The sequence below is a fragment of the Mycobacterium sp. AMU20-3851 genome, from assembly GCF_043974665.1.
Taxonomy (GTDB): Bacteria; Actinomycetota; Actinomycetes; order Mycobacteriales; family Mycobacteriaceae; genus Mycobacterium.
The window spans coordinates 3,195,428-3,218,636 of sequence record NZ_CP146371.1 but is presented as its reverse complement, the minus strand read 5'-3'; the positions used below and the strand labels follow the sequence as shown (position 1 = coordinate 3,218,636).

The following is a 23,209-nucleotide window of genomic DNA, read 5'->3' as shown; positions in this document are numbered from 1 at the left end:
GCAGGTTAACCGAAGGAACAGCACGTGCAGACACACGAGATCAGGAAACGCTTCCTCGATCATTTCGTGAAAGCGGGACATACCGAGGTGCCCAGCGCCTCGGTGATTCTCGACGATCCCAACCTGCTGTTCGTGAATGCCGGCATGGTGCAGTTCGTGCCGTACTTCCTCGGCGCCCGGACCGCGCCGTACAACACCGCGACCAGCGTGCAGAAGTGCATCCGCACTCCTGACATCGATGAGGTGGGCATCACCACCCGGCACAACACCTTCTTCCAGATGGCCGGCAACTTCAGCTTCGGCGACTACTTCAAGAAGGGCGCCATCGAACTGGCGTGGACGCTGCTGACCAACCCGGTCTCCGAGGGCGGCTACGGGTTCGACCCGGAGCGGCTCTGGGCGACGGTCTACCTCGACGACGACGAGGCCATCGAGCTGTGGCAGGAGGTCGCCGGGTTGCCGCTGGAGCGCATCCAGCGCCGCGGCATGGCCGACAACTACTGGTCGATGGGTATCCCCGGCCCCTGCGGGCCGTGTTCGGAGATCTATTACGACCGCGGTCCCGAGTACGGCATCGACGGCGGCCCGGAGGCCAACGAGGACCGCTACATCGAGATCTGGAATCTCGTGTTCATGCAGAACGAACGCGGTGAAGGCACCTCGAAGGACAACTTCGAGATCCTCGGACCGCTGCCGCGCAAGAACATCGACACCGGGATGGGTGTCGAGCGCATCGCCTGTCTGCTCCAGGGTGTGGACAACGTCTACGAGACCGACCTGGTACGTCCCGTCATCGACCTGGTCGCCGGGATCGCCCCGCGCGGGTACGGGCAGGGCAACCACACCGACGATGTGCGCTACCGCATCATCGGCGACCACAGCCGCACCGCGGCCATCATCATCGGCGACGGTGTCACACCCGGCAACGAAGGCCGCGGCTACGTTCTGCGGCGGCTGCTGCGCCGCATCATCCGGGCCGCCCGGCTGCTCGGCGTGGAGCGCCCGATCATGGCCGACCTGATGGCGACCGTGCGCGACGAGATGGGCCCCTCCTACCCGGAGCTGGTGACCGACTTCGACCGGATCAACCGGATCGCGGTGGCCGAGGAGACGGCGTTCATCCGGACCCTGGCATCGGGATCCAAGCTGTTCGACGATGCTGCCGAGGCGACCCGGGCCGCCGGGAAGTCCACGCTGTCGGGCACCGACGCGTTCACCCTGCACGACACCTACGGGTTCCCGATCGACCTGACCCTGGAGATGGCAGCCGAAGCCGGTCTGACCGTCGACGAGGAGGGCTTCCGCGGCCTGATGGCCGAGCAGCGCCAGCGTGCCAAGGCCGACGCGGCCGCCCGCAAACAGGCGCACGCCGACCTGTCCGCCTACCGCGAACTCGTCGACAGCGGGCCCACCGAGTTCACCGGCTTCGACGAATTGAGTTCGCAGGCACGCATTCTCGGCATCTTCGTCGACGGTAAGCGAGTCCCGGTGGTGTCCCACGAGGCGGCCGCGGGCCAGCAGGTCGAACTGATCCTGGACCGCACGCCGTTCTACGCCGAGTCCGGCGGTCAGATCGCCGACGAGGGCACCATCAGCGGCACCGGCTCGTCCGAGACGGCCAAGGCTGCCGTCACCGACGTGCAGAAGATCGCGAAAACCCTGTGGGCGCATCGTGTCTCGGTGGAGTCCGGTGAGTTCGTCGAAGGTGACACGGTCACCGCCGAGGTCGACCCGAGGTGGCGCCACGGCGCGACCCAGGGGCACTCCGGCACGCACATGGTGCACGCCGCGCTGCGGGAGGTGCTCGGCCCCAACGCCGTGCAGGCCGGCTCGCTCAACCGTCCCGGCTACCTGCGGTTCGACTTCAATTTCCAGGGCGCCTTGTCCGACGCCCAGCGTGTCCAGGTCGAGGAAGTCGCCAACGAGGCGGTGCAGGCCGACTATCAGGTGAACACCTTCCATACCGGGCTGGAGAAGGCCAAGGCCATGGGCGCCATGGCGATGTTCGGGGAGAACTACCCCGACGAGGTCCGCGTCGTCGAGATCGGCGGACCGTTCTCCCTGGAACTGTGCGGCGGCACCCATGTGCGCAGCTCCGCCCAGATCGGGCCGGTCACCGTCCTCGGCGAATCCTCGGTCGGCTCGGGGGTGCGCCGTGTCGAAGCCTTCGTCGGGCTGGAATCGTTCCGGCACCTGTCCAAGGAACGCGCGCTGATGGCCGGTCTGGCCTCGTCGTTGAAGGTGCCGTCCGAAGAGGTCCCGGCCCGGGTGGCCAACCTGGTGGAGCGACTCAAGGCCGCGGAAAAGGAACTCGATCGGGTCCGGCTGGCAAATGCGCGCGCCGCGGCAGCAAATGCGGCTGCGGGCGCGGAACTTGTCGGTAAGGTGCGTCTGGTGGCTCAGCGCATGGCCGGCGGAATCTCCGGCGCGGATCTGCGTAGCCTCGTCGGCGACATCAAGGGCAAGCTGGGATCGGATCCGGCGGTCGTCGCGCTGATCAGCGAGGGCGAGGACGACGCGGTGCCGTTCGTGGTGGCGGTGAACGGGAGTGCCCAGGATCTCGGTTTGAACGCCAACGACCTGGTGAAGACGTTGGGGGCGGCCGTCAACGGCCGCGGGGGTGGCAAGGCCGATCTGGCCCAGGGTTCCGGTAAGGGGGCGGCGGGCATCGACGCGGCATTGGCCGCGCTGCACGCAGAGATCGCCCGGAGCTAGCCGGTGGTCGACGATGCCGATCGCCGGCCGGACCGGCCCGGCCCCGATGATCCGGGGCGGGGACGCAGGCTCGGTATCGACGTCGGAACCGTCCGGATCGGGGTCGCCGCCAGCGATCCCGACGGGATTCTGGCAACCCCGCTGGAGACCGTGCAGCGGGACAAGACGGGACGCCACCTGCGCAAGCTGGTGAGGCTCGTCGAGGAGAACGAAGCGGTCGAGGTCGTCGTCGGCCTGCCGCGCACGTTGGCGAACCGTTCGGGTACGTCAGCGCAGGACGCCGTCGAACTGGCCGATGCTCTGGCGGCCCGGATCGCGCCGACACCGGTGCGGCTGGCCGACGAACGGCTGACCACGGTGACCGCCCAGCGGTCGTTGCGGGAAGCGGGGGTACGCGCCAAGAACCAGCGGGCCATGGTCGATCAGGTTGCGGCAGTGGGGATTCTGCAGAACTGGTTGGACCAGCGCCGGTCCGCATTAAGGGATGTTGATGAGTGATCACTGGAATCCCGAACGCAGCGAGCCGCTGGCGGTCGGGCCCCCACGCCGTCGACTGAGCCGTGCCGCGCGGGCGCAGGAGCGTCGGAACGCGCGCCGCCGGCGGGTGTTCTCGATCGCGGGGGTGGTGACGTTGGTCGTGGTGGTGATCGGAGCGGTGTTCGTCGGCTCCAAGCTGTGGCACGGCCTGTTCGGTGGCACGAGCGACTTCGCCGGTGACGGCGTCGCCGACGTCGTCATCGAGGTGCACAACGGCGACTCCACCACCGCGATCGGGCAGACGCTGGCCGAGCAGAACGTGGTGTCCTCGTCCAAGGCTTTCGTGGAGGCTGCGGCCAGCAACGAGGCCATCGCCGCGATCCAGCCCGGCTTCTACAAGCTGCGCACCGAGATCCCGGCGTCGAGCGCGGTGGACAAACTGGTCGACCCGGACAGCCGCGTCGGCCAGATGGTCATCCCGGAGGGCCGCCAGCTCGACGACGTCGCCGACGTCAAGACCAACGCGGTGACCAAGGGCATCCTGTCGCTGATCTCGGAGGCCTCCTGCGTCGATCTCGACGGGGACCGGGCCTGTGTGTCGGCCGACGATCTGAAGGCGGCCGCCGGGAACGCGGACCTGTCGGCACTGGCGGTGCCGGCGTGGGCCAGCGCGGCGGTGACCGCGATGGGTGGCGACCACCGGCGGCTGGAAGGCCTGATCGCGCCGGGCAGCTGGAACGTCAACCCGTCCGGTTCGGCCGAGGAGATCCTGAGCTCGCTGATCGGCGCCAGCACCGCGCTCTATGAAGCCAACGGGCTGCTCGCGGCGGCCGAGACGGCCGAGCTGACGCCCTACGAGATCCTGGTCGTCGCATCGCTGGTGCAGCGCGAGTCGATGCCGCAGGACTTCTCGAAGGTGGCCCGGGTGATCTTCAACCGGCTCGCGGTGGGCCAGAAACTCGAGTTCGACTCGACGGTGAACTATTCGCTGGACCGCACCGAGGTGGCCACCACCGATGCGGACCGCGCCCGCGTCACGCCGTGGAACACCTATGCCTCACTGGGACTGCCGAAGACACCGATCTGCTCGCCGGGCAAGCCCGCGCTGACCGCAGCGGAGAACCCGGAGCCGGGGGACTGGCTGTACTTCGTCACGATCGACCTGCAGGGCACCACGCTGTTCACCCGCGATTACGAGCAGCACCTTGCGAGCATCGAACTGGCCCGGAAAAACGGTGTCCTCGACAGCGCGCGATGACCGGTCGGTCCGGCGCGCCGCGGTGCTGGGATCGCCGATCTCGCACTCCCGTTCGCCGGACATCCACCTGGCCGCGTACCGGGCGCTGGGCCTGACGGCGTGGACCTATGACCGCATCGAGTGCAGCGCCGAGGAACTGCCCGGACTGGTCGCCGGTCTGGGACCGGAGTGGGTGGGCCTCTCGGTCACCAAGCCCGGTAAGTTCGCCGCACTGGCGGTCGCCACCGAACGCACCGACCGGGCCACCCTGGTCGGATCGGCCAACACGCTGGTGCGTACCGAGAACGGTTGGCGTGCCGACAACACCGATATCGACGGCGTGATCGGCGCCCTGGCCCCCGAGGTCAACGCGCCCGCCCGGGGTGCGGTGCTCGGCTCCGGCGGTACCGCGCCGGCGGCGGTCGTCGCGCTGGCCGCACTCGGGGTGCAGGACCTCACGGTGCTCGCACGCAGCAAGGACAAGGCCGCGCCGTTGCTCCAGATGAGCGGCGCCCTCGGCATGCAGATCCGGTGGGCCGAACTCGGCGCACCGGTGCGGGGTCTGGAGGTGGCGGTCAACACGCTGCCGGCCGACGTCGCCGGCGGGTACGCCGCCACCATCGCCGCGGTGCCGGTGCTGCTCGACGCGATCTACGACCCGTGGCCCACCCCGTTGGCCGCCGCGGTGCGCACCGCCGGGGGGCGGGTCGTCAGCGGATTGCAGATGCTGCTGCACCAGGCGGTCGCCCAGGTCGAGCAGTTCACCGGGCTGCCGGCCCCCGAAGAGGTGATGAGAGCGGCGCTGCGGCGGTCCTAGCCTGGAACCGTGGGCGTGCTGGCGGTCGGTCTGTGGCTGGCCGCGCTGACCGGTTACGACATCACCCGCCGCCGGCTGCCGAACGTGCTGACGTTGCCGGGCGCGGTGCTGATCCTGATGTGGGCGGCAGCCTCCGGCCGCGGTGCCCCCGCCCTGTGCGGGGCCGCGGCGCTGTCCGGGGCGTACCTGCTGATCCATCTCGCCTCGCCCGCGGATCTGGGTGCCGGCGATGTGAAGCTGGCCCTGGGCCTGGGCGCGCTCACCGGGGCCTTCGGGATCGACGTGTGGACGCTGGCGGCACTGGGCGCACCGCTGCTGACCGCGGTGTGGGCCCTGACCACCCGGGTGTGCGGGCGGCGCGACCCGGTGCCGCACGGGCCCGCGATGTGCGCAGCCAGCGCGGCGGCCGTCGCCCTGGTGGTGGTTCAGCCGTGACGGGGCGCAGGCGCCAACCGGTCGGACGCGATGGTCGCCCCGATCCGGTGCAGCAGGGCGCGGGCGTTGAGCATGCTGGATGTCTCGTCGGGCTCCAGCGCGGCCAGGGTGTAGACGCCCTCGAGTCCGGCCGCCTGCGCCTCGGCCGCGCCCACCGTGCACCGCCCGGCGACAGCCAGCACCGGAATGCCTTGTGCGCGTGCTGCTCTGGCCACTCCGATCGGACCCTTGCCGTGCAGTGACTGCCCGTCCAGGGATCCCTCGCCGACGAGCACCAGCGCGGCACCCTCGACCACCTCGGGGAAGCCGCCGACGTCCAGCAGCAGGTCGATCCCAGAGGTGAGCCTGGCACCCAGGACCGCGGCCATGGCGAAGGCCAACCCGCCGGCGGCGCCGACGCCCGGATGCTCGCGCAGATCCCGGGCGGTGTGCCGGGCGATGATGTCGGCCCACCGGCTCAGGGCGGCGTCCAGGATCCGGGTGGTGGCCGGGTCCGCGCCCTTCTGCGGACCGTAGACGAAGGCCGCACCGGACGGACCGGTGAGCGGGTTGTCGACATCGCAGGCGACGACGAGATCGACGCCGCGCAATCGCGGGTCGAGCCGGTCGAGGTCCACCGTGTGCGCGTGGGCCAGGTCGTCCGCGCTCGGATAGAGCGGGTCCCCGTGCACATCGAGCAGGCGGGCACCCAGGCCGACCAGCAGGCCCGCCCCGCCGTCGGTGGTGGCACTGCCACCGACGCCGAGCACGATCCGCCGGGCGCCCCGGTCGAGGGCGTCACGCAGCAGGGCGCCGACGCCGAGGGTGCAGGCCGTGCGTGCCGTGGTGGGGGTTGGCCCCCCGGCGCCGAGCAGCGCCAGTCCGTTGGCCGCCGCCGCCTCGATGACGGCGGTGCCGCCGCGCAGCGCGTAGGTGGCGGTCACCGGACGCTGCAGCGGTCCGGGGACGGTGCAGCGCACCGGGCTGAAGCCGCGGCCGATCATCATGTCCACCGTGCCCTCGCCGCCGTCGGCGATGGGGAACTCGACGATCCGGCGCCGCGACCCCTGACGCAGCCCGGCGGCCAGCGCCGCGCAGGCTTCCGCCGCGGTCGCCGAACCCTTGAACTTGTCCGGAGCCACCACCACGTGGCCGCCAAAGTCGTTGTCTTGCATGGGCTTCACCAGCCGACCGTAGAAGTATTGCGTGACGGTAAGCAACGTTAAGCCGTGCTGACCGTGCCCGCCGGGCCGCGGTAACGTGGACGTGTACTTAACGTTGCTTAACGCTGCGCGGCCGGGCTGTAATGGGGACCACAGCGGTCGAGAGGAGGGGCCATGAACGACAGCGTGACATCGACCGCCCCGGCCAAGACAGTCTCGGCGGCCGCGGTCGCGCGGGCTTGCGGAGTCTCGAAGGCGACCGTCAGCTATGTGATGAACGGTCAGGGCGGGGTGTCGGCGGAGACCCGCAGGCGGGTCATCAAGACCGCCAGTGAACTCGGCTACCGGCCCGCCGCCGGCCCCCGCCGCGATCCGCTGCTGACCCGTGTCGTGGGCCTCATCCTGCCCAACATCGGCAACCCGATGTACACCGGCTGGGCCGAACGCATCATTTCCATCACCCGGGAGCAGGGCTTCGACGTCTTCGTCGCCACCACCGACGACGATCCCGACACGCTGGCCCAGGTGGCGGGCACGCTGGCCGCGCGCAATGTCGACGGCGTGATCATCGCCGCGCTGATGCGCGAGGACCTTCGCGCGTTGCGGGTGTTGCGGCAGAAACGGATACCGTTCGTCTGCCTGTCGCGCAGCGCCGACCAGTTGCACGGTGATTTCGTCGGCATCGACTTCGACGCGGCAGCCACGCTGCTGATGGACCATGTGCTCTCGCACGGCTACCGCGACATCGCCACGGTGATCGGTCCGCGGTTCTCCACCGCGTCGTTGATCCGCGAAGAGGCCTTCGTGCGCACTGCGGCCGCCGCCGGGATCGCCGTCCAGGGTGCCCGCAAGATCAGCACCCGTCTGGACAGCGCCGGGGGCCGGGCCGCCGCCAAATCCCTGCTGAGCAGCGCCAAACCACCGCGCGCCGTGGTGTGTGGGTCGGACGAGATCGCCATCGGCGTCATGGAACACGCGATGTCCATCGGACTGCGGATCCCCGAAGATCTCGCCGTGGTCGGCGGTGACGGGTTGCCGCACAGCCGGTCCGCGCTGATCAACCTCACCACGGTGATCCAACCGATCAACGTGATGGCGGAGCGGTCCTTCGAGTTGCTGCTCGACCAGATCACCCAACCCCGCAGCACGTATCACCACGTGATCTGCGAACACCGTCTGCATATCGGCCGGACCTGCGGGTGTCCGCCGGTCCGGCAGGACAGCGCCGAGTAACACCACCCATCACCGCATGACGCATGGCCGACCCGGCCATGGGTCTATTCACCCTGCGCAGAAGGAGAATGAACGTGCACGATCTCGATTTCACCGGACGGCGGGTGCTGGTCACCGCCGGTGCCGCCGGTATCGGCCTGGCCATCGCCACCGCCATGAAGGACCGCGGTGCCGACGTCTTCGTCACCGACGTCAACCCGGCGGCTGTGCAGACCGCACAGGGTCTGGGCCTGCACGCCGCGGTCAGCGATGTGTCCTCCGAAGACGATGTGGCACAGCTGATGGCCCGGGTGGGCGAGCAGTTCGGCGGGCTGGACGTGCTGGTCAACAACGCCGGCGTGGCCGGGCCGACCGGTCCGGTCGAGACGCTGGACACCGACGCCTGGAAGTTCACCTTCGAGGTCAACGTGCACGGACAATTCCTGTGCGTCAAACATGCTTTGCCGCTGCTGAAGTCGTCCCCGGACGCATCGATCATCAACATGTCCTCGGCCGCCGGCCGGCTGGGCATGGCCGGGCGCAGCCCGTACTCGGCCTCGAAGTGGGCGGTCGTCGGGTTCACCAAATCGCTGGCGATCGAGCTGGGGGAGAGCGGCATCCGGGTCAACGCCATCTGCCCGGGTGCGGTGGACGGTCCCCGGATCGACGCCGTCATCGAGGCCAAGGCGGCCATGCTCGGCAAGTCGGTCGCCGAGGTCGCCGCCCTCTATCGAGGTCAGTCCTCGCTGGGGCGTCTGGCCACCGCCGACGACATCGCCGGCATGGCGGTGTTTCTGGCCAGCGGGCTGGCCCGCACCGTCAACGGTCAAGCGATGGCCGTCGACGGCAACACCGAAAAGCTCTACTGAGCGAACCCAAGGAGAACCGAGAATATGTCCCGCGCAAGGAAAGTCATCATCACCAGCGCCGTCACCGGCGCGATCCACACACCGAGCATGTCGCCGCATCTGCCGGTGACCGCCGAGGAGATCGCCGACGCCGCGATCGGCGCCGCCAGGGCGGGCGCGGCCATCGTGCACATGCACGCACGCTCACCCGAGGACGGACGGCCGTCCCAGGATCCCAAGGACTTCGAGCCCATCCTGGCCAAACTGAAGGCCAACACCGATGCGGTCATCAACATCACCACCGGCGGCTCACCGCACATGACGGTGCAGGAACGGATGCGGCCGGTGGCCACCTTCGCCCCCGAACTCGCCTCGCTGAACATGGGGTCGATGAACTTCGGCCTGTACCCGATGCTGGAGCGCTTCACCGAGTTCCAGCACCCGTGGGAGCGTGAAGGTCTGGAGAAGTCGCGCGACCTGGTCTTCAAGAACACGTTCGCCGACATCGAGACCATCCTGGAGATCGGCAACAAGAACGACACCCGGTTCGAGTTCGAGTGCTACGACATCTCGCACCTGAACAACCTCGCCCATTTCCACGCCCGCGGACTCGCGCGCGGGCCGCTGTTCGTCCAGTCGGTGTTCGGGCTGCTCGGCGGAATCGGCGGGCACCCCGAGGATCTCATGCACATGCGACGCACCGCGGACCGGCTGCTCGGGGACGACTACGAATGGTCCATCCTGGGCGCGGGCCGCAACCAGATGCCGCTGGCCACGATCGGGGCGGCGATGGGATCGCACGTGCGGGTCGGGCTGGAGGACTCGCTGTGGATCGGCCCGGGGCAGTTGGCCGCCTCGAATGCCGAGCAGGTCAGCCGGATCCGCACCATCCTGGAGGCGCTCAACTTCGCGGTCGCCACGCCCGACGAGGCCCGGGAGATGCTCAACCTCAAGGGCGCCGACAAGGTCGGTTTCTGAGCTCGTTTTCTGGGCCCCCACGAGAAAATCCCCCAGCCCGACCGGGCTGGGGGATTTCTCGTTGTCCGGCCTACTTTCCGGCCGACACCGCCTCCGGTGCGGTCTGCGCCGGCTTCTCCGGCAGGGTGAAGAACTGCAGCAGCACGCCGAGCAGCGCGCAGGCGGCCATGGCGAAGAAGCAGACGATGTAGCCGCTCGCTTCGGTCCACCCGCCGCTCATCGAGATCAGCCGGCCCATGAACAGCGGGGCGATACCGCCGCCGATGAACATGGCGGTGGTGATGATGCCGTTGGCGGTGGAAATCGCGCCCTCGGGCGCGGCGTCCGAGGCGGCCGCGTAGTAGATCGGCCACACCGCGTTGGCGACCACGCCGAACACCAGCTGCACGACGACCACCAGCACCGACGAGGTCGCGACGTAGAACGCGGCCACACTGACCGCCATCCAGATGCCGCAGATCACAATGGTTTTCTTCCGCCCGACGACATCGGACAGGCTCGGCCACAGGATCTGGCCCAGCACACCTGTCAACGCGAATACCACGCTGAGACCGGCGGATTCGGCAAGCGAGAGCCCGACCACGTTGTAGAGGTAGGCCGGTAGCACCATGTTGATGCCCATGTAGACGATCTGGGTCAGCAGTGTCGTCAGCGCGGTCATCGAGATGGTGCGGTTGCGCAGGCAGGCCTTCACCAGGCCCCGCCCGCCGCCGGCCCGCAGCGCCGGGTCATCGCGGTCGGGCGGGGTGAGTCCCTGGGCGGCGATGTCGTCGTAGAGTTCGTCGATCTTCTGCGCGGTGGAGTACCTACCCCAGAACAGCATCAGCGGGACGGCGACGATCAGACCGAGGAACAGCGCGTAGGACCAGTTCGCCGGCCCGAAGGCGGCGATCACCGCGGCGGCGATCAGGCCGCTGAGCAGCGAGCCGATCGGGTAGCCGGTGTGGTGGGCGCCGAGCGCGAAGCCGCGCCGTTCCTTGGGCCACCACTCGGCGGTGTTGCTGACGCCGACCGGTTCACCCCAGCCCGCGCCCAGGTTCACCCCGATGCGCAGCGCCACGAAGGCGACCAGGTTGGAGCTGACGGCCTTGAACCCGGAGATGAAGGACAGCGCCGTATAACCGATCACGAGGGGCACCTGGAAGCGTGCGCGTTTCCAGCCGCCGCCGTAGCGGTCACTCAGGCTCGATCCCGGGATCGCCAGCACGGCAAGGGAAATCATGATGAGCGAGACGAGGGCGCCCCAGGTGTCCGGGCTCAGGTCGAAGGTCTCGGAGATGGTCGGCCCCAGCCGCAGGATGATCTCGCGGTCATAGGCGTTGAGCACCCAGATCAGCCAGCACACGCCGAGCGAGATCCAGGAGTACTTGTGGGTTTTGCGCAGCGAACCGCGCCGGGATTTCACCCGGGATTCAGCCATGGTGGTCGTCCTTAGATGTGAGGTAGTCGAGGGTTAGGCGCCGAAGCGGAGTTCGGGGATGCCGCGGACGCCGAGGCCGCGGATGGCGAACAACGAGCCCCGCAACTGGCCGTCGCCGGGGAAGCGGGGCAGCGGCGGCTTCGCCATCGACGTGACGTAAAGGATGTCGAGGTCCGGTCCACCGAACATGACGCTGGTCGGTTTGCGCACCGGGAAGTCGATGACCCGGTCCACCGAGCCGTCCGGGGCGTAGCGAATGATCTTGCCGCCGTACACCAGTGCCTGCCACAGGTACCCGTCCGCGTCTACGGTCGCGCCATCGGCGGCCCCACCGGTGCTGGTGTCGACGGTGGCGAAGGTCCGCCGGTCGGCCACCGCGCCGGTGGCCTGGTCGTAGTCGTAGGCCCAGATCTCGCCGGTCCAGGTGTCGGCGAAGTAGAGGATGGACCCGTCGGGACTGAAGCAGGGCCCGTTGGACACCGTGATGCCTTCGTCGAGAATGGTCAGGGTGCCGTCGGGGGAGTAGCTGTAGAGCTTGCCGCTGGCCGACTCCTCCATGGTGTCCATCGACCCGAAGACGAAACGGCCGGCCCGGTCGACGGTTCCGTCGTTGAGGCGGTTGTGCGGAAGGTCGGCCTCGATCTGCACGAGCAGGGTGAGTTCACCGCTGCCGAAGTCCAGTCGCCACAGGCCGTCCTGTAGGGCCACGACGGCCCCGGCGCCGTCCTGGGTGAGCGCCATCGAACCGATCTTCTGGCCAACCTCCCACGCGCGGATCTGCTCGCCGTGGGCGGTCGACCGGAAGATCCGGCCGTCGGCACTGTCGATCCAGTACAGCGACTGCTGGGCGACATCCCAGAGCGGGCCCTCGCCGAGGGTGGTCTTGAGATCCACCAGCACATCGATGCTGTGCAGCGGGTTGTCTCGGGTGCTGTCCGCCATGGGACTCCATTCTCTATGTCCTTGCGCGTCGTCTCGGAACGCTAGGAGCCCGCCAGGACGTTCAGCAACGTTAAGTTGTGATCTCGGTCATGCCGTGGACGGACATCAGCACGGATTTCCTCGGGCAAAACCCGACGTGGGAGAATGGCACCCGTGTTGCGATGGACTACTGCAGGTGAATCCCACGGCCGCGCCCTGGTGGCGATGCTCGAAGGCATGGTCGCGGGTGTGTCGGTGACGTCCGACGACATCGCGGACCAGTTGCAGCGCCGCCGGCTCGGCTACGGCCGCGGCGCCCGGATGAAGTTCGAGAAGGACCAGGTCACCGTTCTGGCCGGGGTGCGCCACGGACGCACGCTGGGTGGCCCGATCGCCGTCGAGATCGGCAACACCGAATGGCCCAAGTGGGAATCGGTGATGTCCGCCGACCCGGTCGCTCCCGAACAACTCGACGCCGACGCCGCGCGAAACGCCCCGCTGACCCGTCCGCGTCCCGGGCACGCCGACTACGCCGGCATGGTCAAGTACGGCTTCGACGACGCCCGCCCGGTGCTGGAACGCGCCAGCGCCCGTGAGACCGCCGCACGCACCGCGGCCGGCACCATCGCCCGGGCCTTCCTGCGGCAGGCCCTGGGTGTCGAGGTGATCTCGCACGTGGTGTCCATCGGGGCGTCCAAGCCCTACGACGGCCCGTCGCCGCTGCCGCAGGACCTGGCCAAGATCGACGAGAGTCCGGTCCGCGCCTTCGACGAACAATTCGGCCAGTTGATGATCGACGAGATCGAGGCCGCCAAGAAGGACGGCGACACCCTCGGTGGCGTCGTCGAGGTCGTGGTCAGTGGGCTGCCCATCGGACTGGGCTCGTTCATCAGCGGTGACGACCGCCTGGACAGCCAGCTCGCGGCCGCGGTGATGGGCATCCAGGCCATCAAGGGTGTCGAGATCGGTGACGGGTTCGAGACCGCGCGCCGGCGCGGCAGCGTCGCGCATGACGAAATGTACCCCGGACCCGACGGTGTCGTGCGTTCCACCAACCGGGCCGGCGGGCTGGAAGGCGGCATGACCAACGGGCAGCCGCTGCGGGTGCGCGCGGCGATGAAGCCGATCTCCACCGTGCCGCGCGCGCTGGCCACCGTCGACATGGCCACCGGCGACGAGGCCGTCGCGATCCACCAGCGCTCCGACGTGTGCGCGGTGCCGGCCGCCGGCGTCGTGGTCGAGAACATGGTGGCCCTGGTGCTGGCCCGGGCCGTGCTGAAGAAGTTCGGCGGCGACTCGCTGGCCGAGACCAAGGCGAACGTCGAGAATTACCTGCGCGCGGTGTCCAGCAGAGAACCCTCCCAGGCATCGGGATAGCCGATGGCACCCAAAGCAGTTCTGGTCGGCATGCCGGGTTCCGGCAAGTCGACCATCGGCCGCCGCCTGGCCAAGGCGCTGGGGGTGCCGCTGCTGGACACCGACCTCAAGATCGTCGAGACGACCGGTCGCAACATCGAGGACATCTTCACCGACGGGGAGCCGGAATTCCGCCGGATCGAAGCCGAGGTGGTGCGCGCCGCACTGGACGAGCACGAGGGCGTGGTCTCCCTCGGTGGCGGTGCGGTCACCACACCCGAGGTGCGTGAGGCACTCAGGGGACACACCGTGATCTATCTGGAAATCAGTGCCGCAGAAGGTGTTCGGCGAACCGCGGGCAGCGCTCGACCGTTGCTCGCCGGTGACGATCCGGGCGCCAGGTACCGGGCACTGATGGAGCAGCGGGTACCGCTGTTCCGCGAGGTGGCGACCATGCGGGTGAACACCAACCGGCGCAATCCCGGTGCGGTGGTGCGCCACATCGTCACCCGGCTGTCCGGATGCGGCCCGGCCCGAACGCGCCGGCGCCGCCGCGCAGCCTGGCGGCGCGGCCCGACAGTCTTGAATCCCGCACCCACCACCGAGGCCCCGCCGACTCCGGCGGCGCTGGCCCGACGAGCAGAGGCACGCAATGAGTGAACCCGTAACTGTTGAGGTCCTGGTCGATCGCCCGTACCCGGTGATCATCGGCACCGGGCTGCTGGAAGATCTCGGCCGCACCCTGACCGGGCGGCACAAGGTCGCGGTGCTGCACCAGCCGACGCTGGCCCAGACCGCCGAAGTCATCCGGGACCACCTGGCCGGCCTCGGTATCGACGCGCATCGCATCGAGATCCCGGACGCCGAGGCGGGCAAGGAACTCCCGGTTGTCGGATTCATCTGGGAAGTGCTGGGCCGCATCGGAATCGGCCGCAAGGACGCCATCGTCAGCCTCGGCGGCGGGGCGGCGACCGATGTCGCCGGATTCGCGGCCGCGACGTGGTTGCGCGGCGTCGACGTAGTGCACGTGCCGACCACACTGCTGGGCATGGTCGATGCCGCAGTCGGCGGCAAGACCGGGATCAACACCGACGCCGGTAAGAACCTGGTCGGTGCGTTCCATCAGCCGCTGGCGGTGCTCGTCGATCTGGGGACCCTGGCCTCGCTCCCGCGCAACGAGATCATCGCCGGGATGGCCGAGATCGTGAAGGCCGGATTCATCGCCGACCCGGTGATCCTCGACCTCATCGAGGCCGATCCGGAGGCCGCGCTGGACCCGGCCGGTACCGTGCTGCCCGAGTTGATCCGCCGCGCCATCGCGGTGAAGGCCGAAGTGGTGGCCGCCGACGAAAAGGAATCGGCGCTGCGCGAGATCCTCAACTACGGCCACACGCTGGCCCATGCCATCGAGCGCCGGGAACGCTACAAGTGGCGCCACGGTGCCGCGGTCTCGGTGGGCCTGGTGTTCGCCGCCGAGTTGGGACGCCTCGCGGGCCGGCTCGACGATGACACTGCCGACCGGCACGCCCGGGTGTTGACCTCGCTGGGCCTACCGGTGAGCTATGACGCCGATGCGCTGCCGCAGTTGCTCGAATACATGGCCGGCGACAAGAAGAACCGGTCCGGCGTGCTGCGCTTCGTGGTGCTCGACGGCCTGGCCAAGCCCGGCCGCCTGGAAGGCCCGGACCCGACGCTGCTCGCCGCGGCCTACTCGGTGGTGGGTTCGCGCTAGCGAGCTATTTGGACGTTTCGGCAGTCTCGTCCACGCCGGGCTGCACCGCGGCGAAGACGTCGGTGTCGGCCCGCTCCTCATCACCCTCGCGGCGACGGACGAACGGCGGGGCCTTGCGGTCGACAGACCAACGGCCGATGGTCACCGCCACCACGCCGGCCAGGAAGATCAGCAGCGCGGTGAACGCCGCGAACGAGGTGAGCTCGCTGAGCAGGTTGCCGGTGTAGAGCACCGGGTAGAACAGCCCGATGAACCAGCACACCAGGTCGCCGAGCAGACCCGCGATCAGGCCGGCCACCATCCACACCATCGCCAGATCCTGGCGGCGATCCGGATCGGATTGCGCCCGGGCGTCGGCGCGGCCGTCGAAGTAGGCCCACAGGATCGCCGGGATCGCCAGGAAGAGACCCAGCACAGGGCTGATCCATCCGGCCTGCGTCGGGAAGGCATCTACCAGCGCTCCCTGGATCAACCGGAGGACGACTACGACCGCCGCGAACACGAGTCCGCGCAGCAACCACTTGCTCATGAGGGGACAGCGTAGCGAGTAGCGTCAGCGGCTGTGACGATTTCTCAGCGCCGGGACCGGCTGCGGCGCCGGCTGGCTGCCGCCGAACTGGACGCGATGTTGGTAACCGACCTGGTCAACGTCCGTTATCTGTCCGGATTCACCGGGTCGAATGCGGCCCTGCTGGTGCGGGTCGACCACGACACGCCGGTATTGGCAACCGATGGTCGATATGTAACGCAGGCGGCGGCGCAGGCCCCGGATGCCGAACTGGCCATCGAGCGGGCGTGTGCACCGCATCTGGCCGGCGTCGCGGCGGCCTGCGGGGTGCGCAAGCTCGGCTTCGAGAGCCACGTCGTCACCGTCGACGGGTTCGCCCAGCTGCAGCGCGTCACCGACGGCGTTGAGCTCGTGCGTGCCGCCGGGATGGTGGAACGCCTGCGTGAGGTCAAGGACGCGGGGGAGATCGCGATCCTGCGGCTGGCCTGCGAGGCCGCCGATGCGGCCCTGCACGAGCTGCTGGACCGCGGCGGTCTGCGGCCCGGCCGGACCGAGAAGGAGGTGCGTCGGGACCTCGAATCGCTGATGCTCGACCACGGTGCCGACGGGGTGTCCTTCGAGACGATCGTGGCCACCGGCGCCAATTCGGCGATCCCGCACCATCGGCCCACCGACGCGGTCCTGGCCGACGGTGACCTCGTGAAGATCGACTTCGGGGCGCTGGTCGCGGGCTATCACTCCGATATGACCCGCACCTTCGTGCTGGGCCGGGCGGCGCAATGGCAGTTGGACGTGTATCAGCTGGTGGCGGACGCGCAGCGGGCCGGCCGGGAAGCACTCGCCGCGGGCGTCGCTCTCAAGGATGTGGACGCGGCGTCGCGACAGGTGATCGCCGATGCGGGGTTTGCCGAGAACTTCGGGCACGGGCTGGGGCACGGGGTCGGACTACAGATCCACGAAGCGCCGGGAATCAGCGCGTCAGCCGCCGGTACACTGCTTGCTGGCGCTGCGGTCACCGTGGAGCCCGGCGTGTATCTGCCCGGTAGGGGTGGTGTCCGGATCGAGGACACCCTGGTTGTCGGCAGCGAGAGCGCACCCATACCCGAGTTACTCACCCGGTTCCCCAAGGAACTGGCTGTGATCACCTGATCTAGGAGCTGTACTAACCGTGGCATCAACCGCCGACTTCAAGAATGGACTCGTTCTGCAGATCGATGGCCAGTTGTGGCAGATCATCGAGTTCCAGCACGTCAAGCCCGGCAAGGGCCCGGCCTTCGTACGCACCAAGCTGAAGAACGTGGTGTCCGGCAAGGTTGTCGACAAGACCTACAACGCCGGTGTGAAGGTGGAGACCGCCACCGTCGACCGCCGTGATGCCACCTACCTGTACCGCGACGGCAGTGATTTCGTCTTCATGGACTCCGAGGACTTCGAGCAGAATCCGCTGCCCGAGGCTCTGGTGGGCCGGCTGGCCGGGTTCCTGCTGGAGAACATGCCCGTGCAGATCGCTTTCCACGACGGCGTGCCGCTGTACCTGGAGCTGCCCGTCACCGTGGAACTCGTGGTCGCCCACACCGAGCCCGGCCTGCAGGGCGACCGGTCCAACGCCGGCACCAAGCCCGCGACCCTGGAGACCGGTGCCGAGATCCAGGTGCCGCTGTTCATCAACACCGGCGACAAGCTGAAGGTCGATTCGCGCGACGGCAACTACCTCGGACGGGTGAATGGCTAGGACGGGCGAGCGGAGCGACGGGGATGTCTAGCCAGGGCGAGCGGAGCGACGGGGATGTCTAGCCAGGGCGAGCGGAGCGACGGGGATGTCTGACCGTCGCGGCGACCGCGGTCGGCACCAGGCCCGCAAGCGGGCCGTCGACCTGCTGTTCGAGGCCGAGGCGCGCGGGATCACCGCTGCCGAGGCGGCGGACGGACGGAACAAGCTCTCCCACACCCAGGCCGATATCAACCCGCTGAACCCGTACACCGTCACGGTGGCGCACGGGGTCACCGAGCAGGCCGCGCACGTCGACGACCTGATCTCCTCGCATCTGCAGGGCTGGACGCTGGAGCGGCTGCCCGCGGTGGACCGGGCGATCCTGCGGGTCGCGGTCTGGGAACTCCTGCACGCCGAGGACGTGCCCGAGCCGGTTGCGGTGGACGAGGCCGTCGAGCTGGCCAAGGAATTGTCCACCGATGAGTCGCCGGCCTTCGTCAACGGTGTGCTGGGCCAGGTCATGTTGGTGACCCCGCAGATCCGCGCCGCGGCGGCGGCGCTGCGCCCGGCAGACGGCGGTGCGGCGGGCAGCGGGCAGTAGCGGGCGGCTGCTGCGGTCAGGACCCTGGCCGGAATTGGTGCGTCACCGGTCCGGTCCGGTGGCTGACAATGGACCGGTGGCGGTGACGATCTCAGAGGTAGAGGCCAGCCGTCCCGACGATCTGGTGGCAGCCGCCGGTGAGGTCGCCTCGGCAGCGGCTGACCTCGAGAGCTGGATCGACCGCGAACGCCTGCAGTTGACCCGGTTGGCCTCGGACTGGCGGGGCAGTGCGTCCGACACCGCGCGGGAGCACGCCACCGAGATGTTCGGAGACCAGGAGATCTACGCCGACAGGCTCAAGCTTCTGCACGCCGCGATGTCTTCGGGTGGTGCGCAACTCGGCGGGATCCGCCGGCGGGTGATGGCTCTGGTGTCGAGTCCGGAAGCGAGCCTGTTCGACATCTCCGACGATGGCCGCGTCTCCCTGGGATGGCGACTGAAGGTTCTGGTCGCGACCAATCCGGCATTGGCGATGATGTGGGGCATGCGACGGTTGGCGCTGCAGACGGCGATCCAGACGGGGCTGGCCGAATTCGACGCCGAGGACAAGGCGACGGCCGACAAGATGGACCGGATCAACAAGGGCCTGCTGAAATGAGCCTCGGGAGATGAGTGGGGCGACTCTCGACGTCGATGAAAACACGTTGCGGGAGACTGCATCGGTCCTCGACGACGCCGGCCACGGCGTCAGTGGCAACCGCGCCGGACCGGCTGTCAACGGCGCCGCCGGTGCGATGCCGTCGTTGGCCGTCGGGGCAGCTTGTGCGACAGTCGGATTCGCGCTCACCGAACAGTCGAAGTTGTTGGGCAGTGATGTGACTGTGTACGCGCAGAAGTTGAGGGTGGCCGCCGACCGCTACGAGCGCGGCGACTGCGAGGCGGCCGAACGGATCGACTTCACCGGCACGGTCGAACTGCCCGATGCGGGTGAGCATCCGCCGGTCGGTGACTACGAGAAGGCCTTGCGCGATGCCGGGCTGCTCACCGGGCCGGTGGTGCCGGGCAGCAAATACGCCCAGTGGCTGGAGAATGCGTCCGAGCACGGGGTGGATCCGCAGACCATCGTCGAGATCGCCCGCGTGCACAACATCACCGGGCAGTCGTTCGACGTGCTCAACGGGCTGCAGGAGGTCAAGGACAAGGATGGCAAGTCGTTCTTCATCCTGCCGCCCGGCACCAGCAAGGAAGATGCGAAGAAGGCCGTCGTGATGACCTACATCCTCAACGCCGGCACCGACTACGCCGCCGCCGAGGCCGGCGCCGACGGGGTGCGGGGCACCGCCGACGACGTTGCCAACGATTTCGCGGAAACGCCGTACTCGGCCTCCGAGGTGCAGCGCATCATCGACCGGCAGAACGCGAACTCCTGGAGCTACGACCAGATTTTCGACAAGGGTGGCGGGGGTTCGCTGGCGACGACTCCCAACGGCATGCTGATGGGGCTGGGAGGGCCTGTGATGGACACGATCGGGGTCCAGGGTGGGACGACGTATGGCGATCTGTTCGTGGTCAACATCGACGGCACAGACGATCCGGCCCGTCAGTTGACGAAGATCATCGAATCGGGGTCCAGTTGGGGCCAGCGCGCCGACGGTTCCACCTTCATGGGCAGGCTGGACCTCGATCGCTTGTTGCATCACGAGGAGCGCCATTCCGCACAGTGGGCGGAGAAGGGGTTGGGAACGATGGCACGGGATTACGGGCTCGGTGCGATCATCGAACGGCAGACCGGGGTGAATCCGCTGGAAAGTGCTGCCGGCTCATCGGATGGGGGTTATTCGTGAGGTCGTGTGCTGCAGTCCTGGCAATGCTGTTGGTGGCGGCCGGATCTGCCGGGTGCCGGACCGATCCGACGTCGACCGATGCACAGTTCGCACCTCCGATGTTGCCGTCGTTCGGTGCGCGCGTCACCGACGGCAAGCTGGAGATCTGGATGCCGCCGGGTTGTCGCGATGTGCGCAGGGTAGAGGTCGGGTTCGGGCTCGGCCCGAAACTTGTTCTGACCGATGCGTCCGGTACGGCGACGATGGACCGGTTCACCGTCGGCGGTCCGTATCCGGGTCTGACGGTAACGGAGGCACCGCCACCTGACTTCGATTGGCGTGCAGAGGAATATCTGTTTCTCAACGTGGAGTCCACGCCTGGGGGATACCCCGGAACCTCAGTCGTAGCGGACATCGTCGACGGATCGGACAGTCATCCGGCCGACACCTTCTACTTCTACGGTGTCGGTTGGCTCGATCCCGATGGGGTGGCGCAGCGGGAGGGCAAGGACTTCGCGGGGGTGTGTAGGCCGCAGGAAGGGTGACCCGGGGCCGGCGCTCGCCGGATCGGTATGAAAGTGCCCACCTCGCAGCGACATTCGCGCGACTTCTTTGTCTCAGAAGTTTCTTTGGCCCCTTTTGTCTCTGGTGTCACATTCTGCCGTTTTCTGTCGGTGGTCGAACGTATGTTCTGGTCATGAAGATGGATGTGGTGGGGAGTCGGGAGACGGTGCAGCACGCACTGTCCGACCGTGCCGCGTCGGTCAAGGCTTTGTTGGACGCGGACTTCACGGTGTTCGACACCGCGGAGTTGTTGGCCATCCAGTCCGAGCGTGAGCTGCGGGCCCGCGCCGAGGCGGTGATCGACTACCGCATCCAGGCCGCGCTGATGGACCGGGCCACCCCGCATGAGATCGGCGGGAAATCCTGGATCGATGTGCTGGCCACCCGGATGCGGATCAGCCGCACCGAGGCTGCCCGCCGCGTGCGCGACGCCGAGGTGCTCGGGCCGCGGCACGCCATGAACGGCGACGTGCTCGCCCCGGTGCTGCCGGCATGCGCGACCGCGCTGGCCGAGGGCAGCATCGCCGGCGAGCACATCGCGGTCGTGCGCGCGACCTTGAAGTCCGCCTCGGGGCGGATGAGTGGTAGCGAGCTGGCGCAGTTGGAGGCCAGCCTGGTCGCCGCGGGCAAGACCACCAGCCCGGAAACGTTGAAAGAGGCCGCCACCCGGGTGCTGTACAAACTCAACCAGGACGGTGACGGCCCGGATATGGCCCGGCACCGGCGCGGGATGACCCTGGGCGCGCAGGACGCCGACGGGCTGGTCCGCATCACCGGCTGGGTCGATGCGGAGTTGGCGGCCTATCTGGGCACCGCGCTGGAGGTGTGGGGCCGGCCCGGAGTCAACAACCCCGACGATCGCGAGCCCAAGCTCAACCCGGACCCCAACCCGCTCGACGACGAAGCAGAACAGGACGGCGAAAAAGGTTCCGCGGATGCCCAGGGCGGCGAAGACCCGCGCCCCGCCGATTTCGGTGCCCTGGCCGATCTGGCCACCGGCGATACCCGCACCCGCGCCCAGCGCCACCACGACGCCCTCAAAGCGATCCTGCGCGATGCCCTGATGGCCAAAAACCTCGGCCAACACAACGGCATCCCGGTCACCGTGGTCGTCTCCACCACCCTGGCGGAGTTGGAGGCCGGGGCCGGGATCGCGGTCACCGGCACCGGCACCCTCATGCCCATGCCCGACCTCATCCGCCTCGCCGAACAGGCGTATCACTACCTGGTGGTCTACCGACAACACACCGCCGAACCCCTCTACCTCGGTCGCACCCGACGCCTGGCCAGCAAGGCCCAACGCCTACTGCTCTACAACCGCGACCGCGGCTGCACCCGCCCCGGCTGCACCCAAGCCGCCTGCCGTTGCCAGGCCCACCACGCCCAGCCCAGCTGGAACAACGGCGGGCTCACCGACGCCCCCACCCTCGCGTTGGGCTGCGGACCGGACAACCGGCTCGCCGAAATGGGCTGGACCACCCGCATCGACCCCGACACCGGCCGCACCCACTGGTACCCACCCCCACTCATGGACACCGGCCAAGACACCCTCAACCACCACTTCCACCCCGAAGAACTCCTCGGCCCGGACCGCAACGCGGGTGCTGGGAACTTTTGATTCACCACGATTGAAATGCCGGTATGCGCCGGACTGGTGGCGCAATACCATAAAGCCCCGGCCTTTTGGCTGGTCCCTCGGCCGCAGCGGCGGCGTAATCCCGCGACTGCCGACAGTCCCGTGAAAGAGTCGCCCGGCGTGGTCCCGAACCGGTTTTACGGTGATCGGGTGCCTGGAACCGAGCCGACCCCGTTGCGCAGACCACGCGCGGACCAGGCCCGTCAGGTCGCCGATCTGCTGCGGCATCAGATCCATGCCGGCGGCTATCCGGACGGACTCCCCAGCGAGGCCGATCTGATCGAGGAGTTCTCGGTCTCCCGGAACACCATCCGGGAAGCACTTGCCGTCCTCAAGGCTGAGGGGCTGATCGACCGCGGTACCCGGGTGGGCACGCACGTCGCGGTGCGCAAGTACGACCACGGGCTGGACGCCCTGGTCGGACTCAAGGAGACCTTCAAGGACTACGGCGAGGTCCGCAACGAGGTCCGGGCGGTTCTGCGGATGGCGGCACCACCCGCGGTGGCGCGCAAGCTCGAACTCGGTTCGGGCACGCAGGTGGTCTACATCGAGCGGTTGCGCTATCTCGGTGACCTGCCGCTGTCGCTGGACCTGACTTACCTGGCACCCGACATCGGTGAGCAGGTGATCGCCCACCCGCTGGAAACCAACGACGTGTTCACCCTCATCGAGCAGGTCAGCGGTCAGCGGCTGGGCTCGGCGGCCATCGCACTCGAGGCGATCGCGGCCGATCCGCACTCCGCCGACACTCTGCAGGTACCCGACGGTGCCGCCTTGCTGATGCTGGAGCGGCTGACCAGCCTCGGCGACGGGCGTCCCGTCGACCTGGAGTACATCCGCATGCGTGGTGATCGAATCACCATGCGCGGCAATCTATCCCGAAACTGACCTATTCAGGAGCTGATATGGCACTGGTGAACAACCGCGTTGACGTCCCGGTGACCATCGACGAGTCGCTGTGTATCGAAGGCTGCACATTGTGCGTGGAGATCTGCCCGCTGGATTCGTTGGCCATCAACCCGGAGAACGGCAAAGCGTTCATGCATGTCGACGAGTGTTGGTACTGCGGCCCCTGCGCCGCCCGGTGTCCCACCGGAGCCGTCACCGTCAATATGCCCTACCTGATCCGCTGACCC

The 23,209-nt window shown here is 68.3% G+C and carries 23 protein-coding genes and 1 pseudogene; 20 read left to right on the top strand and 4 right to left on the bottom strand.

Annotation, left to right across the window (positions count from 1 at the left end; genetic code table 11):
• Positions 1-24: 24 nt before the first annotated feature.
• Genes alaS through V4U86_RS15285 form a run of 5 tightly spaced genes read left to right on the top strand, consistent with a single transcriptional unit; the run spans position 25 to position 5,681 of the window.
• Positions 25-2,715: an alanine--tRNA ligase gene (gene alaS / locus V4U86_RS15305; RefSeq protein WP_395306823.1), complete on the top strand. Its 2,691-nt coding sequence runs from the start codon at positions 25-27 to the stop codon at positions 2,713-2,715.
• A 3-nt stretch (positions 2,716-2,718) separates the two neighbouring features.
• Positions 2,719-3,213 (top strand): Holliday junction resolvase RuvX, encoded by a 495-nt coding sequence (gene ruvX / locus V4U86_RS15300; RefSeq protein WP_395306822.1) that lies wholly within the window; start codon positions 2,719-2,721, stop codon positions 3,211-3,213.
• A complete protein-coding gene (gene mltG, locus V4U86_RS15295; RefSeq protein WP_395306821.1) occupies positions 3,206-4,450 on the top strand; it encodes an endolytic transglycosylase MltG in 1,245 nt (414 codons plus the stop codon). Before ruvX ends, mltG begins: the two co-directional genes overlap by 8 nt.
• Positions 4,428-5,246 carry a shikimate dehydrogenase gene (locus V4U86_RS15290; RefSeq protein ID WP_395306820.1) on the top strand — a complete coding sequence of 273 codons (819 nt, stop codon included), beginning with the start codon at positions 4,428-4,430 and terminating at the stop codon, positions 5,244-5,246. Before mltG ends, V4U86_RS15290 begins: the two co-directional genes overlap by 23 nt.
• A 9-nt stretch (positions 5,247-5,255) precedes the next feature.
• Positions 5,256-5,681, top strand: a complete 426-nt coding sequence (locus V4U86_RS15285; protein WP_395306819.1) for a prepilin peptidase — start codon at positions 5,256-5,258, stop codon at positions 5,679-5,681.
• Here V4U86_RS15285 and V4U86_RS15280 read toward each other — a convergent pair.
• Positions 5,672-6,835, bottom strand: a complete 1,164-nt coding sequence (locus V4U86_RS15280) for a glycerate kinase (RefSeq protein WP_395312062.1) — start codon at positions 6,833-6,835, stop codon at positions 5,672-5,674. The two genes, V4U86_RS15285 and V4U86_RS15280, sit on opposite strands and share 10 nt — an antisense overlap.
• A 162-nt stretch (positions 6,836-6,997) precedes the next feature.
• Here V4U86_RS15280 and V4U86_RS15275 point away from each other — a divergent pair, with 162 nt between their 5' ends.
• From V4U86_RS15275 to V4U86_RS15265, 3 genes are read left to right on the top strand one after another with little or no spacing between them, the layout of a single operon-like run.
• Positions 6,998-8,056, top strand: a complete 1,059-nt coding sequence (locus tag V4U86_RS15275) for a LacI family DNA-binding transcriptional regulator (RefSeq protein ID WP_395306818.1) — start codon at positions 6,998-7,000, stop codon at positions 8,054-8,056.
• Between the two features lie 23 nt (positions 8,057-8,079).
• Positions 8,080-8,904: an SDR family oxidoreductase gene (locus tag V4U86_RS15270; protein ID WP_395306817.1), complete on the top strand. Its 825-nt coding sequence runs from the start codon at positions 8,080-8,082 to the stop codon at positions 8,902-8,904.
• 24 nt (positions 8,905-8,928) lie between these two features.
• A complete protein-coding gene (locus tag V4U86_RS15265) occupies positions 8,929-9,861 on the top strand; it encodes a 3-keto-5-aminohexanoate cleavage protein (protein ID WP_395306816.1) in 933 nt (310 codons plus the stop codon).
• 70 nt (positions 9,862-9,931) lie between these two features.
• Here the strand turns inward: V4U86_RS15265 and V4U86_RS15260 are convergent, their stop codons facing one another.
• Both V4U86_RS15260 and V4U86_RS15255 read right to left on the bottom strand, forming a co-directional pair.
• A complete protein-coding gene (locus V4U86_RS15260; RefSeq protein WP_395306815.1) occupies positions 9,932-11,281 on the bottom strand; it encodes an MFS transporter in 1,350 nt (449 codons plus the stop codon).
• Positions 11,282-11,314: 33 nt separating this feature from the next.
• Positions 11,315-12,223 (bottom strand): SMP-30/gluconolactonase/LRE family protein, encoded by a 909-nt coding sequence (locus V4U86_RS15255; protein WP_395306814.1) that lies wholly within the window; start codon positions 12,221-12,223, stop codon positions 11,315-11,317.
• A 153-nt stretch (positions 12,224-12,376) separates the two neighbouring features.
• Here V4U86_RS15255 and aroC point away from each other — a divergent pair, with 153 nt between their 5' ends.
• From aroC to aroB, 3 genes and pseudogenes are all read left to right on the top strand, one after another.
• Positions 12,377-13,579, top strand: coding sequence for a chorismate synthase (gene aroC / locus V4U86_RS15250; RefSeq protein ID WP_395312061.1), 1,203 nt, complete (start codon positions 12,377-12,379; stop codon positions 13,577-13,579).
• Between the two features lie 3 nt (positions 13,580-13,582).
• Positions 13,583-14,092, top strand: a pseudogene (locus V4U86_RS15245) (shikimate kinase); the annotation flags it as partial.
• A gap of 118 nt (positions 14,093-14,210) precedes the next feature.
• On the top strand, positions 14,211-15,290 hold the full coding sequence (aroB, locus tag V4U86_RS15240; RefSeq protein WP_395306813.1) for a 3-dehydroquinate synthase: 1,080 nt from the start codon (positions 14,211-14,213) through the stop codon (positions 15,288-15,290).
• Between the two features lie 4 nt (positions 15,291-15,294).
• Here aroB and V4U86_RS15235 read toward each other — a convergent pair whose 3' ends face one another.
• Positions 15,295-15,819 carry a B-4DMT family transporter gene (locus V4U86_RS15235; protein ID WP_395306812.1) on the bottom strand — a complete coding sequence of 175 codons (525 nt, stop codon included), beginning with the start codon at positions 15,817-15,819 and terminating at the stop codon, positions 15,295-15,297.
• Positions 15,820-15,852: 33 nt separating this feature from the next.
• On the opposite strand from V4U86_RS15235, the gene V4U86_RS15230 reads away from it, so the two are divergent.
• The 9 genes from V4U86_RS15230 to V4U86_RS15190 all read left to right on the top strand — a co-directional run bounded on the left by V4U86_RS15230 (position 15,853) and on the right by V4U86_RS15190 (position 23,206).
• Entirely contained in the window at positions 15,853-16,947 is a 1,095-nt protein-coding gene (locus tag V4U86_RS15230) for a M24 family metallopeptidase (protein ID WP_395306811.1), read from the top strand.
• Between the two features lie 19 nt (positions 16,948-16,966).
• A complete protein-coding gene (efp, locus tag V4U86_RS15225; RefSeq protein WP_073854603.1) occupies positions 16,967-17,530 on the top strand; it encodes an elongation factor P in 564 nt (187 codons plus the stop codon).
• Positions 17,531-17,615: 85 nt separating this feature from the next.
• Positions 17,616-18,110 carry a transcription antitermination factor NusB gene (nusB, locus tag V4U86_RS15220; protein ID WP_395306810.1) on the top strand — a complete coding sequence of 165 codons (495 nt, stop codon included), beginning with the start codon at positions 17,616-17,618 and terminating at the stop codon, positions 18,108-18,110.
• An 82-nt stretch (positions 18,111-18,192) separates the two neighbouring features.
• Positions 18,193-18,708 (top strand): hypothetical protein, encoded by a 516-nt coding sequence (locus V4U86_RS15215; protein ID WP_395306809.1) that lies wholly within the window; start codon positions 18,193-18,195, stop codon positions 18,706-18,708.
• Between the two features lie 10 nt (positions 18,709-18,718).
• The gene (locus V4U86_RS15210; RefSeq protein ID WP_395306808.1) at positions 18,719-19,894 is read left to right on the top strand and encodes an ESX-1 secretion-associated protein; all 1,176 of its coding nucleotides are present in this window, start codon (positions 18,719-18,721) and stop codon (positions 19,892-19,894) included.
• Positions 19,895-19,917: 23 nt separating this feature from the next.
• Positions 19,918-20,418 carry a hypothetical protein gene (locus V4U86_RS15205; RefSeq protein WP_395306807.1) on the top strand — a complete coding sequence of 167 codons (501 nt, stop codon included), beginning with the start codon at positions 19,918-19,920 and terminating at the stop codon, positions 20,416-20,418.
• Positions 20,419-20,570: 152 nt separating this feature from the next.
• A complete protein-coding gene (locus tag V4U86_RS15200; protein ID WP_395306806.1) occupies positions 20,571-22,055 on the top strand; it encodes an HNH endonuclease signature motif containing protein in 1,485 nt (494 codons plus the stop codon).
• 168 nt (positions 22,056-22,223) lie between these two features.
• Positions 22,224-22,961, top strand: a complete 738-nt coding sequence (locus V4U86_RS15195; protein ID WP_395306805.1) for a GntR family transcriptional regulator — start codon at positions 22,224-22,226, stop codon at positions 22,959-22,961.
• Between the two features lie 17 nt (positions 22,962-22,978).
• Positions 22,979-23,206, top strand: coding sequence for a 4Fe-4S dicluster domain-containing protein (locus V4U86_RS15190; RefSeq protein ID WP_087022863.1), 228 nt, complete (start codon positions 22,979-22,981; stop codon positions 23,204-23,206).
• Positions 23,207-23,209 lie beyond the last annotated feature (3 nt).

Excerpts from the sequence above, each read along its gene's own strand:
- mltG (WP_395306821.1), top strand. The coding sequence starts at position 3,206 with ATGAGTGATCACTGGAATCCCGAACGCAGCGAGCCGCTGGCGGTCGGG.
- V4U86_RS15265 (WP_395306816.1), top strand. The coding sequence starts at position 8,929 with ATGTCCCGCGCAAGGAAAGTCATCATCACCAGCGCCGTCACCGGCGCG.
- V4U86_RS15235 (WP_395306812.1), bottom strand. The coding sequence starts at position 15,819 with ATGAGCAAGTGGTTGCTGCGCGGACTCGTGTTCGCGGCGGTCGTAGTC.
- V4U86_RS15255 (WP_395306814.1), bottom strand. The coding sequence starts at position 12,223 with ATGGCGGACAGCACCCGAGACAACCCGCTGCACAGCATCGATGTGCTG.
- V4U86_RS15275 (WP_395306818.1), top strand. The coding sequence starts at position 6,998 with ATGAACGACAGCGTGACATCGACCGCCCCGGCCAAGACAGTCTCGGCG.
- V4U86_RS15260 (WP_395306815.1), bottom strand. The coding sequence starts at position 11,281 with ATGGCTGAATCCCGGGTGAAATCCCGGCGCGGTTCGCTGCGCAAAACC.
- aroB (WP_395306813.1), top strand. The coding sequence starts at position 14,211 with ATGAGTGAACCCGTAACTGTTGAGGTCCTGGTCGATCGCCCGTACCCG.
- nusB (WP_395306810.1), top strand. The coding sequence starts at position 17,616 with ATGTCTGACCGTCGCGGCGACCGCGGTCGGCACCAGGCCCGCAAGCGG.
- V4U86_RS15205 (WP_395306807.1), top strand. The coding sequence starts at position 19,918 with ATGCTGTTGGTGGCGGCCGGATCTGCCGGGTGCCGGACCGATCCGACG.
- V4U86_RS15280 (WP_395312062.1), bottom strand. The coding sequence starts at position 6,835 with ATGCAAGACAACGACTTTGGCGGCCACGTGGTGGTGGCTCCGGACAAG.
- V4U86_RS15190 (WP_087022863.1), top strand. The coding sequence starts at position 22,979 with ATGGCACTGGTGAACAACCGCGTTGACGTCCCGGTGACCATCGACGAG.
- V4U86_RS15200 (WP_395306806.1), top strand. The coding sequence starts at position 20,571 with ATGAAGATGGATGTGGTGGGGAGTCGGGAGACGGTGCAGCACGCACTG.
- V4U86_RS15210 (WP_395306808.1), top strand. The coding sequence starts at position 18,719 with ATGAGTGGGGCGACTCTCGACGTCGATGAAAACACGTTGCGGGAGACT.
- V4U86_RS15270 (WP_395306817.1), top strand. The coding sequence starts at position 8,080 with ATGGCCGACCCGGCCATGGGTCTATTCACCCTGCGCAGAAGGAGAATG.